General features: G+C 62.7%; 14 protein-coding genes. 8 read left to right on the top strand and 6 right to left on the bottom strand.

Features of this window, described 5'->3' with window-relative positions; translation table 11 throughout:
• Window positions 1-1,398: a TolC family outer membrane protein gene (locus HMPREF9697_RS06380; RefSeq protein WP_002716355.1), complete on the bottom strand. Its 1,398-nt coding sequence runs from the start codon at window positions 1,396-1,398 to the stop codon at window positions 1-3.
• 219 nt (window positions 1,399-1,617) lie between these two features.
• Here HMPREF9697_RS06380 and HMPREF9697_RS06375 point away from each other — a divergent pair, with 219 nt between their 5' ends.
• Window positions 1,618-3,456 carry an acetyl-CoA hydrolase/transferase C-terminal domain-containing protein gene (locus HMPREF9697_RS06375; RefSeq protein ID WP_040307832.1) on the top strand — a complete coding sequence of 613 codons (1,839 nt, stop codon included), beginning with the start codon at window positions 1,618-1,620 and terminating at the stop codon, window positions 3,454-3,456.
• On the opposite strand, the gene HMPREF9697_RS06370 is transcribed toward HMPREF9697_RS06375, so the two are convergent.
• The gene (locus HMPREF9697_RS06370) at window positions 3,446-4,102 is read right to left on the bottom strand and encodes a hypothetical protein (protein ID WP_002716353.1); all 657 of its coding nucleotides are present in this window, start codon (window positions 4,100-4,102) and stop codon (window positions 3,446-3,448) included. The two genes, HMPREF9697_RS06375 and HMPREF9697_RS06370, sit on opposite strands and share 11 nt — an antisense overlap.
• Window positions 4,103-4,315: 213 nt before the next feature.
• On the opposite strand from HMPREF9697_RS06370, the gene HMPREF9697_RS06365 reads away from it, so the two are divergent.
• Both HMPREF9697_RS06365 and HMPREF9697_RS06360 read left to right on the top strand, forming a co-directional pair.
• Complete coding sequence (locus tag HMPREF9697_RS06365) at window positions 4,316-4,867, top strand: sigma-70 family RNA polymerase sigma factor (RefSeq protein ID WP_002716352.1); 552 nt, start codon at window positions 4,316-4,318, stop codon at window positions 4,865-4,867.
• Complete coding sequence (locus HMPREF9697_RS06360) at window positions 4,864-5,502, top strand: NrsF family protein (RefSeq protein ID WP_002716351.1); 639 nt, start codon at window positions 4,864-4,866, stop codon at window positions 5,500-5,502. The genes HMPREF9697_RS06365 and HMPREF9697_RS06360 overlap by 4 nt, the downstream gene beginning before the upstream one ends.
• Window positions 5,503-5,544: 42 nt before the next feature.
• On the opposite strand, the gene HMPREF9697_RS21705 is transcribed toward HMPREF9697_RS06360, so the two are convergent.
• Window positions 5,545-6,057, bottom strand: coding sequence for a hypothetical protein (locus HMPREF9697_RS21705; RefSeq protein ID WP_430642198.1), 513 nt, complete (start codon window positions 6,055-6,057; stop codon window positions 5,545-5,547).
• Between the two features lie 169 nt (window positions 6,058-6,226).
• Here HMPREF9697_RS21705 and HMPREF9697_RS06350 point away from each other — a divergent pair, with 169 nt between their 5' ends.
• Window positions 6,227-6,697: a DUF992 domain-containing protein gene (locus tag HMPREF9697_RS06350; RefSeq protein ID WP_002716349.1), complete on the top strand. Its 471-nt coding sequence runs from the start codon at window positions 6,227-6,229 to the stop codon at window positions 6,695-6,697.
• Between the two features lie 196 nt (window positions 6,698-6,893).
• Here HMPREF9697_RS06350 and HMPREF9697_RS06345 read toward each other — a convergent pair whose 3' ends face one another.
• Both HMPREF9697_RS06345 and HMPREF9697_RS06340 read right to left on the bottom strand, forming a co-directional pair.
• Window positions 6,894-8,006: a DUF2336 domain-containing protein gene (locus HMPREF9697_RS06345; RefSeq protein ID WP_002716348.1), complete on the bottom strand. Its 1,113-nt coding sequence runs from the start codon at window positions 8,004-8,006 to the stop codon at window positions 6,894-6,896.
• A 52-nt stretch (window positions 8,007-8,058) separates the two neighbouring features.
• A complete protein-coding gene (locus HMPREF9697_RS06340; protein WP_040307830.1) occupies window positions 8,059-9,195 on the bottom strand; it encodes a GGDEF domain-containing protein in 1,137 nt (378 codons plus the stop codon).
• Between the two features lie 321 nt (window positions 9,196-9,516).
• Here HMPREF9697_RS06340 and HMPREF9697_RS06335 point away from each other — a divergent pair, with 321 nt between their 5' ends.
• The 4 genes from HMPREF9697_RS06335 to HMPREF9697_RS06320 all read left to right on the top strand — a co-directional run bounded on the left by HMPREF9697_RS06335 (window position 9,517) and on the right by HMPREF9697_RS06320 (window position 12,781).
• On the top strand, window positions 9,517-10,086 hold the full coding sequence (locus HMPREF9697_RS06335) for a sigma-70 family RNA polymerase sigma factor (protein ID WP_040307829.1): 570 nt from the start codon (window positions 9,517-9,519) through the stop codon (window positions 10,084-10,086).
• Window positions 10,083-10,745 (top strand): hypothetical protein, encoded by a 663-nt coding sequence (locus HMPREF9697_RS06330; protein ID WP_002716345.1) that lies wholly within the window; start codon window positions 10,083-10,085, stop codon window positions 10,743-10,745. Before HMPREF9697_RS06335 ends, HMPREF9697_RS06330 begins: the two co-directional genes overlap by 4 nt.
• 39 nt (window positions 10,746-10,784) lie before the next feature.
• Complete coding sequence (locus HMPREF9697_RS06325) at window positions 10,785-12,212, top strand: S8 family serine peptidase (protein ID WP_002716344.1); 1,428 nt, start codon at window positions 10,785-10,787, stop codon at window positions 12,210-12,212.
• A 233-nt stretch (window positions 12,213-12,445) separates the two neighbouring features.
• Window positions 12,446-12,781, top strand: a complete 336-nt coding sequence (locus HMPREF9697_RS06320) for a TIGR03809 family protein (protein ID WP_002716343.1) — start codon at window positions 12,446-12,448, stop codon at window positions 12,779-12,781.
• Here HMPREF9697_RS06320 and HMPREF9697_RS06315 read toward each other — a convergent pair.
• Complete coding sequence (locus HMPREF9697_RS06315) at window positions 12,737-14,098, bottom strand: TIGR03808 family TAT-translocated repetitive protein (protein WP_002716342.1); 1,362 nt, start codon at window positions 14,096-14,098, stop codon at window positions 12,737-12,739. The genes HMPREF9697_RS06320 and HMPREF9697_RS06315 overlap by 45 nt on opposite strands.
• Window positions 14,099-14,346 lie beyond the last annotated feature (248 nt).

Genomic DNA, 14,346 nt, shown 5'->3' with positions numbered 1-14,346 from the left:
TTACTGCCCGGACGGCGTGCGCAGGCCGTGCCAGGCGTCGCGCACCTGATGGTAGTGCACCTCGGGCAGGTAATCCGGCGTGTTGAGGCCCAGCGTACGGACATCGAGTTTGCCGATGGCGCTGAGCAGCGTGTAGGAGGCGATCACGCGATCGCGCTGGCTCAAGATCTGGCGGCTGCGCGCGGCGGTGAGATCGGCTTGCGCGTTCAGCACATCAAGCGTGGTGCGCTGACCTGCCTTGGCCTCGCGCTGGACGCCCCCAAGCGCGACCGTTGCAGCCTTCACTTCGCTTTCCGCGGCGGAGAGGGCGATCTTGGCACCCTCATTGGTGATGAACGCGCTGAGGGCCGCGGTGCGCGCCTGATTACGGACCTGCTCCAGAACCTGACGGCTCTGCATCGCCAGTTCTTTCGACTGGCGCGTCTGCGACGCAGCAAGGCCGCCGTCATAGATCGGCATCGTGAGCTGGCCGGTGACGCTGGCCTGATCGGAGCGTTTCACGCTGAGATAGGGGTCGCCGTCTGACTGGCGCAGCACGTTGCCTTGCACGGTGACTTGCGGCATCAGGCTGGATTCCGCGACACTGATCGTGGTGGTCGCGACGTCGACATCGTAGCTCGCCGCGATCACCGCCGGGTTCTGCTTGATGGCGAGATCGATCGATGCCTGCTGGGTGTGCGGAATGAAGCGGTCAACCGTGGGCGCGGCCACAAGATGGCCGGGTGGGGAGCCGATCACCTGCGCGTAGGTCGCCTCGCTGACCTGAAGCGCGACCTGAGCCGCATTCAGGTCGGCAAGTCCGCGACTGAGGCGGGCCTCGGCCTGCGCAGTGTCGGTCGGTGTGACATCGCCCGCCGCGAGACGGGTGCGGGCAACGCCGAGCGTCTCGCGCAGGAATTGCACGTTGAGTTTCTGGGTCTCGACCAGCGCCTGATTGGCGATCACGTTCATGTAAGCGGTCACGGCATCGAGTAGCACGCCCTGGCCGGTGTTGCGCAGCGCCTCGCGTCCCGACAACACTTGGAATTCGGCGACCCGTACGCTCGACGAGGTCTTGAAGCCGTTAAATAGCGTCTGCGTGACGGTGACGCCGATCTGCCAGGGTTTCTGGCTCTGGGTCTGGACGGCGTTGTCGGGCAGGGTGTTGCGCACCGTCTGCAGGCCAGCCGACAGGCTTGCGATGATCTGCGGCCGGTAGCCCGAAAGTGCTTGCGGGACGTTTTCGTCGGTGGCGCGCTGCTGGGCGCGGGAGGCATTCAACTGCGGACTGGACTGGTAGGCCTTCACCAGCGCGTCCTGCAGCGTTTCGCCGGACGCAGACCGAGGGCCTGTCGCCGCGCCGAGCAGCAACAGGGCCGTCACCGCTCCGTAACGCTGCCGTGAATGCCAACGAATCATGACGCCCGATCAGAAAAGTCCCGCGACGGCGGATACCCCAACATGAAGGGCAGTCATACTGGCCGGAGAAGGGTTCGGCAAACTGTCCCGCGAAAATGTTGGCCGCTGTGGCAATCCGACCGCGTTACGGGGAGAAACGCCTTATTTGCTTGACCTTACCGCACGGGTGATGACAGTCGGCCCCGAGCGCGGCGGTACGGAATGGCGGGGCAAAAGAGCATGTCGAGGGTCTATTCCGACGCCCACACGCTCGCGGATGCGATCCTGTGCGATTGCGGCTCCAGGTTGGTGGTCGGCCTGCCGCTCGGGCTCGGCAAGGCCAATCACATCGCCAACGCTTTGTGTGAACGCGCGGCGGCGGATTCCGCGATCCGGCTGACGATTTTTACCGCGCTGACGCTGGAAAAGCCCGCACCGAAATCCGAGTTGGAGCGGCGTTTCATCGGCCCCGTCATCGAGCGTCTATTCGGCGGCTATCCCACGCTCGATTACGCCAAATGGCTGCACGCCGGGACCTTGCCGGCGAATATCGAAGTCGCGGAATTCTTCTTCCTCGCGGGCAAGTGGCTGCATCACGGCTACGCCCAGCAGCATTATATCGCGGCGAACTATACCCACGCCGTCGCGGGCATGCTGACGCGTGGTCTCAACGTCGTACTGCAGCTCGTCGCCAAACGCGTGGTCGATGGCGAGGTCCGCTACAGCCTGAGTTGCAACACCGACACAACGCTCGATCTTCTGAAAGCACGCGCTGAGGGCAAGATCGATTTCAAGCTGATCGGGCAAGTGAACTCGGAATTGCCGTTCATGCCGGGGCTGGGCGATCTTCCGGCCTCCGAGTTCCACGCCATCCTCGACAGCTCGGAGACAGATTTTCCGCTGTTCGCGCCGCCCTCGGAGCCGGTGGGAGATGCGAAATACGCCATCGGTCTGCACGCTGCGACGTTGATCGAGGATGGCGGCACGTTGCAGATTGGAATCGGTCAGGTCGGCGATGCACTGGCGCAGAGTCTCATTGTTCGCGACTGTCACAATGTGGATTTTCGTGACGCCGTCAGGCGTCTTGCGCCGGACGCGCCTGCCGCTGCGCTGACTCCATTCGCGGAAGGGCTGAATGGCCTCAGCGAAATGTTCTTCGAGGCTTTCCTCGGTTTGATCGAGGCGGGCATTATCCGCCGCGAGGTCGATGGCGCGTGGCTGCATGCGGCGTTCTTTCTCGGGCCGAAATCGTTCTATCGTGCATTGCGCGAGATGCCGCCAGAGAGGCTCGACCGCATCCGGATGATGCCGGTGTCCTTCACCAACGAGCTTTACGGCGACGAGACCGCGAAGCGCGCGGGGCGGCCGAAGGCGCGCTTCGTCAACAACGCGATGATGGTGACGTTGCTCGGCGATGCGATCTCCGACGGCCTGAGCAACGGCCAGATGGTGAGTGGTGTCGGCGGCCAGTACAATTTCGTCGCGCAAGCTTTCGCGCTGGACGGTGCGCATTCCATCCTGACGCTCGAGGCCACGCGCTATAATGGCAAGCGGCTGGAATCGAACATCCGCTGGTCCTACGACCACACCACCATTCCACGCCATCTGCGCGATATCGTGGTGACCGAATACGGCATCGCCGACCTGCGCGGAAAATCCGACGCCGAAGTTATCGCAGCGATGCTGTGCGTGGCGGATTCGCGCTTTCAGGATGACTTGATGCGGCAGGCAAAGGCGGCGGGCAAGCTGCCGCAGGCTTATGAGATTCCGCCTGCACATCGCGCCAACATGCCTGAGCGCATTGCGCGTGCACTTGCACCCTTACATGAAAAGGGATTGTTGCCGGAGTTTCCGTTCGGAACGGACTTTACCGCGACGGAGCAGCGGCTGATCCCGGCGCTGCAAAAGCTCCAGCGCGCCTCCGCTAGTCCCGCCGCGCTGCTGTCGCTGCTTTGGCGAGGAATGTCCGCGAGCGGTGCAGATGACGCAGACTGTCTCGCGCGCATGGGGCTGGATGCGCCCGCAACCATGCGCGAGCGCGTCTGGCGCTGGCTGTTGTGCGGCGCGCTTACGCGATAATCATCCGCGCTGCGGAGGCGAGCGTCAGCATCACGCCGAAGGCGATGAAAATCTTTCCGATCAGTGAGGCGTTGCCCCATGCGGAGTCCTCGCTCGCCGCGGCGGCGGGAGGTGCGATCTGAGCGAGCGCGACGGTCGCGGGCTCCGGCGTTGCGGCCGAGGCCGCAGCATCGCGGTCCATGTCGTTCAACTGGTCGGACGTGGTGACCTGAACGCCGCTCGGAGCAGGCTCCGCAGCTGCGGCCTTGTCGGCATCGGTCAGGGTGGAGGTGTCGGGCACCATGTTCTGTGCGACCATCGGCTGCTCCGGAGGAGGGCTGGTCAATTCGGCGTGGGCATTGGCAACCGAGGGCGACATAGGTGTATCCGCCTCCGCCCCGTTCGCGGTTTTGGCATCGTCGTTCTTGTTGGCCTTGGAAGAAACCTTTGAGGAATCCTTGGCGCTGGTGTGATGCTTCTTTGAAGAACGGGCGTGGTGGCGTACGTGCTTCTTGCGGTGTTTGGTGAATTTGCTGAGCGCAAGCGGTTTTGCGCTGGAAGCAGCCGCCTCGCCTTGAGGTGCTGCCTGCGAGGGTCCGGCGTTGCCCGCGACATACGCGAAAGCCATGGCGGCCACGATCAGGGCATAACGGATTCTCCGTCGCATGATCCCGTCTCCGTTGTTCTGTCTGTGTTGCCCAGCGCCCACATCAGAATGGCCTCTCGGAGGTGGCCAGATCGCGGCAAAAGCAGGGAATCTTTGGTTCAAAGCGAGGCGGCATGCGCGATAGGCCGCCCCCCGGGATGCCGGAACCGGGCGATTTGCCATCAACCGCCGTAACATCCTAGAAAACAGGCCGTATTGCCTTGAGGGAGCGTGGTGCGCGGCCAGGAACATGAATGGACCGACCTGATGCGGTCGGCCAATGCGGGTGATACCGCCGCTTACCATCGGCTCCTGTCGGCCATCGCGCCGGTCTTGCGGGCGGCGGCGCGGCGCGGCCTATTGCGCGCTGGCCAATCGCCCGATCAGTCCGAGGATATCGTGCAGGATACTTTGCTCGCCGTGCATCTGAAGCGGCACACCTGGGACCCAACGGCTCCGTTCGCGCCATGGCTGTTCACCATCGCGCGCAACAAGCTGATCGATGCGCTGCGCCGTCGCGGCCGCCGTGTGTTCGTCGACATCGACGATTTCACCGACGTGCTCCCCGGCGAGGAAGCGCCCGAGCCGACAAACGGCGTCGATGTCGAGGCGCATCTCCAGCAGTTGCCGCCACGCCAGCGCGACGTGCTGCAATCGATTTCGGTCGACGGTCTGTCGATCACCGAGACGGCGAAGAAGTTCGCCATGAAGGAAGGCGCGGTGCGGGTGGCCCTTCACCGGGGATTGTCCACGCTGGCGGCCCGCGCGCGGAAAGACCTGACATGAAAACCGACGATCTGATCGCAAGCCTTGTCGCCGATCATCCCTCGCGGACACAGCCGGTCTGGCTCTGGCTGCTCGCCGGACTGTTCGCGGCGCTGCCGCTGTCGGGCGCACTGTTCATGATGACTCTCGGTATGCGGCCTGACATCGCGACGGCGATGTACAATCCGTTCTTCGATCTGAAATTCGTGGTCACACTCGCACTGGCGTCGGCGGCCGCGGCGTTGAGCCTGCATCTGTCGCGCCCCGATGCTTCGCTTCACGGCTGGATGTGGCTGCTCGCGTTGCCCGTTGGTCTGCTCGGCATCGGCATCGTTGCCGATTTTGCCGTGCCTCAGCGCGTGAACTGGACCGGCCGGCTGGTCGGATCGAGTTCGGTCGCCTGCATGTCGTCCATTCCGCTGTTTTCGGCGCCGTTCCTGATTGCCGCATTGCTGACGCTGCGGCATGGCGCGACTTCACGCCCGATGCTGACGGGCGCATTGGCAGGATTGATGTCCGCGGGACTTGGTGCGGCGATCTACGCCGCCCATTGCATGGACGATTCGCCGCTGTTCGTGGCGACCTGGTACACGCTGGCGGCGGCGTTCGTGACCTTCATCGGCGCGATGATCGGCCGCCGTATCTTGCGCTTCTGAAGCGAATTGAGAAGGGGATGAATGCAAGCTCATCGCGGGCATTCACCAATTCAATCCAACTTCCATTTTAGTCGAATTTGATGAGATCAATGGCGGATCGTATCCGTGCATGACATATGAGAGATTTTGTCTGCTGCGATGCGACCGCAATTTCAGAAGACCGATGATGGTGGATGAGATAGCATCGGCTTTCTCGCGTTGCACAAATCCATGGCGAACTGATCTGGGAGGTATGAAATGTATCGACTCCTGTTCTTGCTGTCTTTGCTTGCAATCATGACAATTCCGTTTCTCGGAGAAGCACACGCGCAGAGCAGCGCCGGGCGTGGCGCGTTGGTAGGTGGCGCGTCGGGTGCGATCGTTGGCGGTGCGGTCGGTGGAGGCCGGGGCGCTGCGATCGGTGCTGTCGTTGGTGGCGGAACAGGCGCGGTTATCGGAAACGAAAGAGCGCGGCGCGGAAACTATCGTTGGCGCAATGGCCGTTGTTGGGTTCGCACCCGGCATGGTCGCTATCATGCGGTTGCCAGTCGTTATTGCCGCAGATAGACGGCTCATTCGTATCGCCGCAGTCATTCGATGAATCTATCGGGTGTCTGCGGCGGGTTCGTTTTGCCTCATGACATCGTTTCAGAAAGAGGTTGCTAAAAACAGCCGTCTGCTATCGATTAGCAGAACTGGATGTTGAGAATGGATACTGCGCTCGCTTTTGTTGAGGAGATAAAGAATGTCGAAGATCTGGCTATCTGCCATCGCGCTTGTTTCTCTGGTTGCAACTGCTCTGCCGGCCTCCGCACAAAACCGGGGCGTTCGCGCCGGCGGACTGACTTGTACGTCCGGAACGACTGTCGGAATGATCATTGGCTCCCGGCAGAATCTCCGGTGCACTTTTCATTCGAATCGGACGAGAAAAAATTATTCATATACCGGGACGGTCAGAAGGTTCGGGCTTGATGTCGGCGTGACCTCAGGCGCCAGGTTCGTCTGGGCTGTCTTCGCTCCTGTCTCGCATGTCGGCCGTGCGTCGCTGCGGGGTAATTATGTCGGAGCAAGCGGCAGTGCGTCATTTGGGCCCGGCGTAGGAGCCAATGTGCTGATCGGCGGGTCGAATAACGCGATTTCCCTGCAACCCTTGTCCGTCGAAGGCCGCACGGGTGTGAATCTGGCTTTGGGCGTTGCCAATCTGTCGCTTCGGTAAAGCAGGCAAAACCTGATCTGCCGCTTCATGACTCCCGGTGAGTTCGGCCTATGCCGCTCGTCGGGAGTTTTCATTTCAAATGGGCGCTCACTGTGTACGCTCGCCGACGCATTTATCGGACGCAGGTTCCTTTGCTGCAGCGACGCATGCTGACCGAATGGAGAACATCCATATCAAGACCAGTAGCTGAGCGGCGTCAGGATGCAGCCGCAGCCGCGGGAACGGCGCCGGCCTCGCGCATCCGGTAGAAGCGCAGCACCTGCTGCGCGGTCGCGGGCCGCAGCAGGTTGAAGTGGTCCTGATACTCGGCAAGGCTCGTCGAAATGCTTTCGTCGCTCGCCACATGCCGCGCCTTCAGGATCTTTTCGACGGTCGTCCAGTTCAGGCCCGCAACCTTCGCCAGAACGAGAAGTCCTTCCGCGCGCGGCTCGATCATCATGTTCTCGACGGTGAGGATCGGCACGTCGGTCATCAGCGCGATGGCGGTGGAAACTTCCTCGACGCGGCCGCTCGCGGCGAAGGCCGCTACCTGCGCTTCGTTCAGGCGGCCATCGGTGTGGAGCAGCTTGACGAGCGTCTGCGCGCGAAGAGTTTCCTCGGTTTTCGCGGCGCTGGCGTTGACCGCGACTTCCTTCACCACGGCGGCGACATCATCGGCGAGATGCGGATTGGCTTCGTTGAGCTTCGCCCGGACTGACCGCGACGCCTTGGCGACGAGCTGCAGGTAGAAGTGCCGCGGAATGGGACGCATGCCGAGGCAGGTGGCGATGCCGTCGTGGCTTTCGGCGCGCGTCAGCAGGCGTGAATATCCGTCGTCGGAGAACTCGGCGCCGGGATTGTTGAGCGTGCTTTCGACGACGACATCGTTGCCGCGTTCGACCAGCACGTCGGTGACGGCATGGCCGAGAGCCTTGCGTTTCGAGATCGCCAGCAGATGGCCTTGGCCCTTTTCCCGCGCGTTCCGGACCAGCGCTTCCTCGTTGAGCCTGTCGGAATAGACCAGAACCGGGGCCGCGACGTCGATGAGGTCGTCGAAGGCGAGGGTGTGGATCACGCCCGGCGGAGCTTCGGCGACCGGCGCCAGGCGTTTCGCCAGCAGCACTTTCGCCGATTGTTCCATTTTGAGCAGGAGGCACTGGAAGACGTCGTCGAACAGAGCGATCTGCGTGTCGGAATAATCGGAAGGCGCGAACAGAAACAGGTCGGTGACGCGGCGGAGCGCTTCGACGCGACGCGCCACGGTTCCGTGCGTCAGAGCGGCTTGAAGATCTGCCAACAGACTGGTGGCGCTGGCGGTATTTACACCCATCGACTTCTGTCCCAAATACCCGCCGCGTTTCTCACGGCAGGCAACGATATCCTCAAGCGCGCTCAATCCTGTTTCGTCCGCGATCCTTGGCGCGATATAGCGCCACGTCGGCCCGCAGCAGAAGGTTCTCTGGTGTCTCGCCCGGGCGCAGCGTGGCCACGCCCGCCGACATCGTCACGGCGACGCCCGGCGAGATTGAATTCCAGTCGATGTCCGCGACGATCATGCGCATGCGGTCCACCACCTTCTCGGCGGCGTCTTCGCTCGTCTCGGGCAGGACCAGCAGAAATTCCTCGCCGCCGTAGCGGCCGAATTTGTCGATCGCCCGCATGTTGGCGAACATCGTGATCGCGAAGGTGCGCAGCACCTCATCGCCGGCGGGGTGACCGTAATGGTCGTTGATCTTCTTGAACCAGTCGAGGTCGATCAGCGCGACGGAGCAGGCGCTGTTCATGCGGATCGTGCGTTCGCTCTCCTCGGCCAGCGCATGCATGATGCTGCGCCGGTTATGCGCGCCTGTCAGTTCGTCGAATTCCGCCAATTCCTCGATGCGGCGATAGGCTTCCTTGAGCGCGAGACCCTGCGTGTAAAAGGATTCCCTGAGCGCGCTGGAGAACATTCCGACCATCATGCAACGGCCGATGGTGACGGCGAACAGGAACAGGGTGGCAAAGCGCTCGGCAAACGTGCCGTGTGGCATTCCGATCGGAAGGTTCGTGAACAGGAACAGCCACGCGAGGCCGATGGTCAGCATGCCCCAGGCGATGACGATCTGCAGCATCGTCGAGCGCAGCGAGCCGAGCGCGACGATCACGAACAGCGAGCAGAGAAACACGCATCCGACTTCCGGCGCGACGTACGTGAACGACAGCATCAGGAGGAAGCTGATGCTCATCTGCTGAAGGACGAGATAGTGATCCTTGAAGCGGTCGTTGAAGTGCGTGTCCGAGAGAAGAACGAAGCAGGCGACGCTGAGCAGCGCGCAGACCAGAAACACCAGCGGGGTGGTCACGCTAACGGTGCCTGCATAGGCGTAGAGTGCCAGCACCACCGCGTCGGTGAAATAGCTGAGTGCTATGATGGTCGGGATCTGGCGGCGCTGGAGTGCGCGGCGCGGCAGCACCTCCGATGCAGGCGCATCGGCGCTGTTCGACTCCATCAATTTGAGGGGAAGGACTGCTCCCCACATGGCGAAAACCCCGCAGCTCTTAGCTAAATTAGTCTGCAAAGCGTTTAGGTTTGGTATCATCGCGCTGCTTTGCAGAGTTCGGACGGCAAACTGCGGTACCGCATAAAGCCTAAAAATTTATATATGTATCAATAGTTTAATTGGCCGTTACGTGGTTTTGAGCCGATTTTCGGCGGCGAAATGCGGTCCGTGCGGGCGCAGCTTGCCCAACCTTTGCTTCAAGGGCATTTTCGCTGCCTTTCCGGCGGCGTTTGCCCGGACGATGTTGTGATTGATCGAACCCGGTCGCCGCCTCGTGCGACCAACCTTGCGAGACGGCCATTGAGCGCGACACAGGCGGCTTCGGATGAATCCCTGATCGGCCGTATCGCCCAGGGCGATCGTCTCGCGATGCAGGTTTTGTACGGACGATACCACGTCCGGGTGTATCGGTTCGCGTTGCGTCTGGTGCGGAAGGAGCAGGTCGCCGAAGACCTCATCAGCGAGGTGTTTCTGGATGTATGGCGTCAGGCGGGCAAGTTCGAAGGGCGATCCGCCGTGTCGACCTGGCTGCTGGCGATTACGCGGTTCAAGGCGTTGTCGGCGCTGCGCAAGAAGAAGGATGCGGAGCTCGATGACGAGACAGCGGCGGCGATCGAGGACACATCCGACGATCCGGAGGTTGCTGTCGCCAAGAAGGATACCGGGAATGCGCTGCGCAACTGTCTGGCAAAGCTGTCGCAGGACCATCGGGAGATCGTCGATCTCGTCTACTACCACGAGAAGTCCGTGGAGGAGGTCGCCGAGATCGTCGGCATCCCGGAGAACACGGTGAAGACGCGCCTGTTCTATGCGCGCAAGAAACTGGCCGAGCTTCTGAAGGAAGCCGGCGTGGAGCGAGGCTGGCCATGACGGCGAACGACAAGGAACTGGCCGAGCCCGGCAAGATCGAGGCGCTGCTGCCCTGGCGGGCGGCGGGCACGCTCAGTGCCGAGGAGACGAAACGCGTCGATGCGGCGCTCGCCAAGGACCCCGTGCTCGCGAAGCAGTACGAGGTCATCCAGGACGAACTGGCCGAGACCGTGCTCCTGAACGAAGACCTCGGCGCGCCGTCCACCCATGCGCTGGAGAAGCTGTTCGCTGCGATCGATGCCGAACCCGCGCGCGATCCGTCGCGCGCATCCGGCCTGATCGCCCGACTGGGCGCGTTCTTCGGTGGATTGTCGCCGCGTGCGCTCGGCTGGTCGGCGGCTGCGGCGCTGCTCGCGCTGGTGCTGCAGGCCGGGATCATCTCGACGACGGTGGTGAAGCAGGGCAGCGGGTACCAGACGGCATCGTCCGAGGCCCCGACAGCGGGCACGCGTGTGCTGGTGGGATTCAAGCCCGACGCCACCCTCAACGAGATCACCGCGTTTCTCGGTACCTATCACGGCTCCATCGTGTCGGGCCCGTCTGCGGGCATGTTCACGGTGAAGTTCGGCGACAAGACACTTGCGGCGGCGGATGCGGAGCAACTCATCGCGAAGGTCAAGGCGGACAAGATCGTCACGTTTGCCGCTGCGACGCAATAATTTCTCGCATTTCCTTCATGCAGCATCACGGGTGACAGCATGACGAAGCGACACGATCTGACCCGGAGAACCCAGGCTCTACTGCTTGCAGCGGCCCTCGGATTGTCTCCGCTCGTCGTCGCACCGGCGCTGGCGCAGATGCGCGGGCTAAGCGTCGGCGGTCCCAATATCCATGTCGGCCCGCGAATTCCCATCAATCCGAGCGTGCGCTATTCGCCGAACCTGAACTACGGTCCGGTGGTCGAGGATCGCATCGAAAACGGACCTCCGCGGACGCGCAAGCCGCCGCCGGAGCGCGCCTCCAAGAAATCGTCGCGTAATCCCGTTGCCGCTGCCGACCGGACGTTCGTGCCGAATGAAGTGCTGATCGAGATCGCGGGGCAGCCGACCGCCGCACAGGTGCAGGACATCGCGAAGAAGCACCGGCTGCGGCAGGTGCAGTCGCAGCACATCGCGCTGCTGGACACGACATTCTATCGCTGGCGAATTCCGGACGGGCGCTCCGTCGACACCGTCGTGAAGCAGTTGAGCGCGGATGGCGGCATCAAGTCGGCGCAGCGCAATTCGATTTTCCGATTGCAGGATGATCCGGGCGGCAAGGCACCGTTCCAGTACGCGCTGGCAAAGCTGCGTTTGCCTGAAGCGCAGGCGCTCTCGACCGGTGAGAAGATCAAGGTTGCGGTGATCGATTCCGGCATCGACATCGCTCATCCTGAACTGGCGGGCTCGATCGCGGGCACGTTCGACGCGCTGGACAGCAAGGAGAAGGCGCACGCGCACGGTACCAGCATCGCGGGCATCATTGCCGCGCATGCCACGCTCAAGGGTGCGGCGCCCGCCGCGAAGCTGCTTGCGATCCGCGCGTTTGGCGAAAGCAAAACGGGTGCGGAGAGCACGACGTTTCTCGTGCTGAAGGGGCTCGATTATGCCGCCTCGAATGGCGCGCAGATCGTCAACATGAGTTTCGCTGGTCCGCGCGATGCGGTGATCGCGCGCGGCCTCGCGGCGGCCGCGGCCAAGAACATGGTGCTGGTGGCGGCGGTGGGCAACGCCGGGCCGAAGGCCGCGCCGCTGTTTCCAGGTGCTGATCCTCACGTCATCGGCGTGACCGCGACGGACGCGTCCGACGCCATTTTCGCGAAAGCCAATCAGGGCGCTTATGTCGCCGTCGCAGCACCGGGCGTGGACATCCTCGCGCCGCTGCCGGACGGGAAATACGGCGTCTCGTCCGGCACGTCGTTGTCGGCCGCTTACGTCAGCGGGCTTGCGGCCCTGATGCTGGCGCGCAATCCGTCGCTTACCCCCGACGAGGTGCGGCAGGCACTGACGCAATCGGCCCGCGATCTGGGGGCTCCCGGCCGGGACGATCGTTTCGGAGCGGGGGAGGCCGATGCCTTTGCGGCTGTGTCGGCGGTGGCGGCCCCTGTTGCCACCGCGTCCGAGCCGTCTGCGCGCGCGCCGCGTTAACCTTGCGCGCCGGATTGGAAGGCTTCTGTAAGCGAATACCTTGACCCGAAGCCATCCGGTGGCGACGATGGGTCATTCAAGCGGCGATTCTATTGCTTCGCCGAACCGGGCAGATGCCCGCTGCGTTTCTCGCGTCTGTCGCGTTCCTCAAGTTGCTTTGTGTCACCATTGTTTCGCAGCCGTCCTGTAAGGCTGGCGTCATTCCTGCAACGTGTTTGTTATGGAAACAGGCGATGTCTGAAGCTCCCCCGAAGCCGGTCGCAGCCGCTGGTCGCGCGGTAGTCGCGCGATGGCGCATTCTCGCGAAGCAGCGGCTCGATCACCTGCACGAACTGGGCAGCAGTGGGCGCTGGAAGCTCTATCACACCGAAAGCGATTTCTTCGCGATGCTTCAGGAAGCGCACGACGCGCTGAAAGTCTGGGAAGATCTCGCGCCGCCCGACGCCGCGCTCGACAAGACGATCGAGGTCGCGATTGCGCAACATAGCGAGGATCGCGTTCCGGGAAGTCTGCCGAAGCCCGGCCTACTGGACCGTGTTCAGTCCCAGTACGATTTTCGGAAATCCTGACGCGCCGACCACCGCGAGATCGCCGGTGATCGGTTTGTAGTGATCGTAACCGACGATCGCGCCGCGCGGCGCGTTCGAGATCAGGTTGCCCGTCACGAGCGTTTTGCCGGTGCCGTCCACCGCCGAGATGCCGATGCCGACGAAGGCGTTGCGGATCACGTTGTCGGCGACATTGACGTCGCGCAGATATTGCCCCCAACCCACGACGATGCCGCAGACCGGCGCGTTCTCGATCACATTGCCGGTGACGTTGCTGTCGGCCTCGACGTAAATGCCGTGGCCGCCGGTTTCGATATCCGACCCCGGATCGCGCTGCGCTTTGGTATTGCGGATGATGTTGCCCTGCACGACGGCGAGGCGGCCACCTTCGTTGAAATTGGCGACCGACACGCCGGTGGCGCAGCCATCGACGACATTGCTGGCGATGATCGCGCCTTCGAACGCGAACTCCGCATAGAGCGCAACCTCGCGCACGTCGGTGACATTGTTGGCGATGATCTGGATGTTGGAGGCTGAGTTGCCGCGCACGCCGGAGAAGTCGCAATTGCGGATGCGGTTGCCGCGCACGATCACGTTGCCGGCGCGAAAGGCGTTGATGCCGTTGCCGTACTGCCCTGAGCCGCCGGGGCCAGCCTTGATGTTTTCGATGCGGTTGTCAGTGACGATGGTGCCGTCGTCGCCGGGCGCCGAGCGCAGGATCTCGATGCCATTCTCGGACGCGTCCTGAACGACGTTCTGCGCGATCAGGAGGCCGAGCGCATCGACGCTGACAATGGCCGTCGCTGAGGTCTGGCGGATAATGGTGCCGCGAATGTCGCCGGAGCACGTCTCCAGCCAGATGGCGTTGCGGCGGCTTCCGACAATGTCGCAATCGGCGATGTGGAGATCGCGGCAGGCCTGCAGGCTGATGAGGCCGCGCCGTTGCGGCAGTTCGACGCCGCCGCCGTCGAGTGTCAGCCCGGTCAAAGCGAGACCGTCCACGCCTTTGGCCGTGAAAAGTGCCGTGCCGCCGGTAAATTCCAGCCGCGTGGCCCCGCGCGTGCCGATGATCTGTGCGCCATCCGGCAGTTCAAGCTCGCCGGTGCGATAGAGGCCGGGCCGCAGCACCAGTGGAGTACGGGCCGCCGCCGCGGCATCGATCGCGCGCTGCAGCGGAGCGGTCTGGTCGTCCGGGCTGTTCGCTTTCACGCCGAGCTGGCCCGCATCACGGCCGACAGACGGCGTTGCAGGTGCGGCTCTGGCAGCGGCATTCCCGAGCATCAGCGCAGCGGCCGATACGCTGAGCGAACCTATGAAGCGGCGACGGGTGAAATCCATGATGCGGCTCCTGTCGCCGGTTTATGGCATGTCCTCAGGTTGAAAGATGGCGCGGCGACAATAGCTTGTGGCTTGATAAGTTAATTTGACGCTGTCCCGGTTCGGGCGCTCGCGATTGTGAATTCGGTTTTTCAGTTCGGTATTCTGGAAACATGAAGTTACGAGATATTCCAACAGACATTAAGATTAGCAGTTATTTTTTCGCTGCCTTCTTGCTGTCCTTTATTCCCGGGTTGGGTGTTATTCTA

It is taken from the genome of Afipia felis ATCC 53690, assembly GCF_000314735.2.
Taxonomy (GTDB): domain Bacteria; phylum Pseudomonadota; class Alphaproteobacteria; order Rhizobiales; family Xanthobacteraceae; genus Afipia; species Afipia felis.
The sequence above is the reverse complement of the archived record's forward strand: the minus strand, read 5'-3'. Positions and strand labels throughout refer to the sequence as shown.

Excerpts from the sequence above, each read along its gene's own strand:
- HMPREF9697_RS06325 (WP_002716344.1), top strand. The coding sequence starts at position 10,785 with ATGACGAAGCGACACGATCTGACCCGGAGAACCCAGGCTCTACTGCTT.
- HMPREF9697_RS06320 (WP_002716343.1), top strand. The coding sequence starts at position 12,446 with ATGTCTGAAGCTCCCCCGAAGCCGGTCGCAGCCGCTGGTCGCGCGGTA.
- HMPREF9697_RS06375 (WP_040307832.1), top strand. The coding sequence starts at position 1,618 with ATGTCGAGGGTCTATTCCGACGCCCACACGCTCGCGGATGCGATCCTG.
- HMPREF9697_RS06315 (WP_002716342.1), bottom strand. The coding sequence starts at position 14,098 with ATGGATTTCACCCGTCGCCGCTTCATAGGTTCGCTCAGCGTATCGGCC.
- HMPREF9697_RS06360 (WP_002716351.1), top strand. The coding sequence starts at position 4,864 with ATGAAAACCGACGATCTGATCGCAAGCCTTGTCGCCGATCATCCCTCG.
- HMPREF9697_RS06330 (WP_002716345.1), top strand. The coding sequence starts at position 10,083 with ATGACGGCGAACGACAAGGAACTGGCCGAGCCCGGCAAGATCGAGGCG.
- HMPREF9697_RS21705 (WP_430642198.1), bottom strand. The coding sequence starts at position 6,057 with ATGAGCCGTCTATCTGCGGCAATAACGACTGGCAACCGCATGATAGCG.
- HMPREF9697_RS06350 (WP_002716349.1), top strand. The coding sequence starts at position 6,227 with ATGTCGAAGATCTGGCTATCTGCCATCGCGCTTGTTTCTCTGGTTGCA.
- HMPREF9697_RS06340 (WP_040307830.1), bottom strand. The coding sequence starts at position 9,195 with ATGTGGGGAGCAGTCCTTCCCCTCAAATTGATGGAGTCGAACAGCGCC.
- HMPREF9697_RS06380 (WP_002716355.1), bottom strand. The coding sequence starts at position 1,398 with ATGATTCGTTGGCATTCACGGCAGCGTTACGGAGCGGTGACGGCCCTG.
- HMPREF9697_RS06370 (WP_002716353.1), bottom strand. The coding sequence starts at position 4,102 with ATGCGACGGAGAATCCGTTATGCCCTGATCGTGGCCGCCATGGCTTTC.
- HMPREF9697_RS06345 (WP_002716348.1), bottom strand. The coding sequence starts at position 8,006 with ATGGGTGTAAATACCGCCAGCGCCACCAGTCTGTTGGCAGATCTTCAA.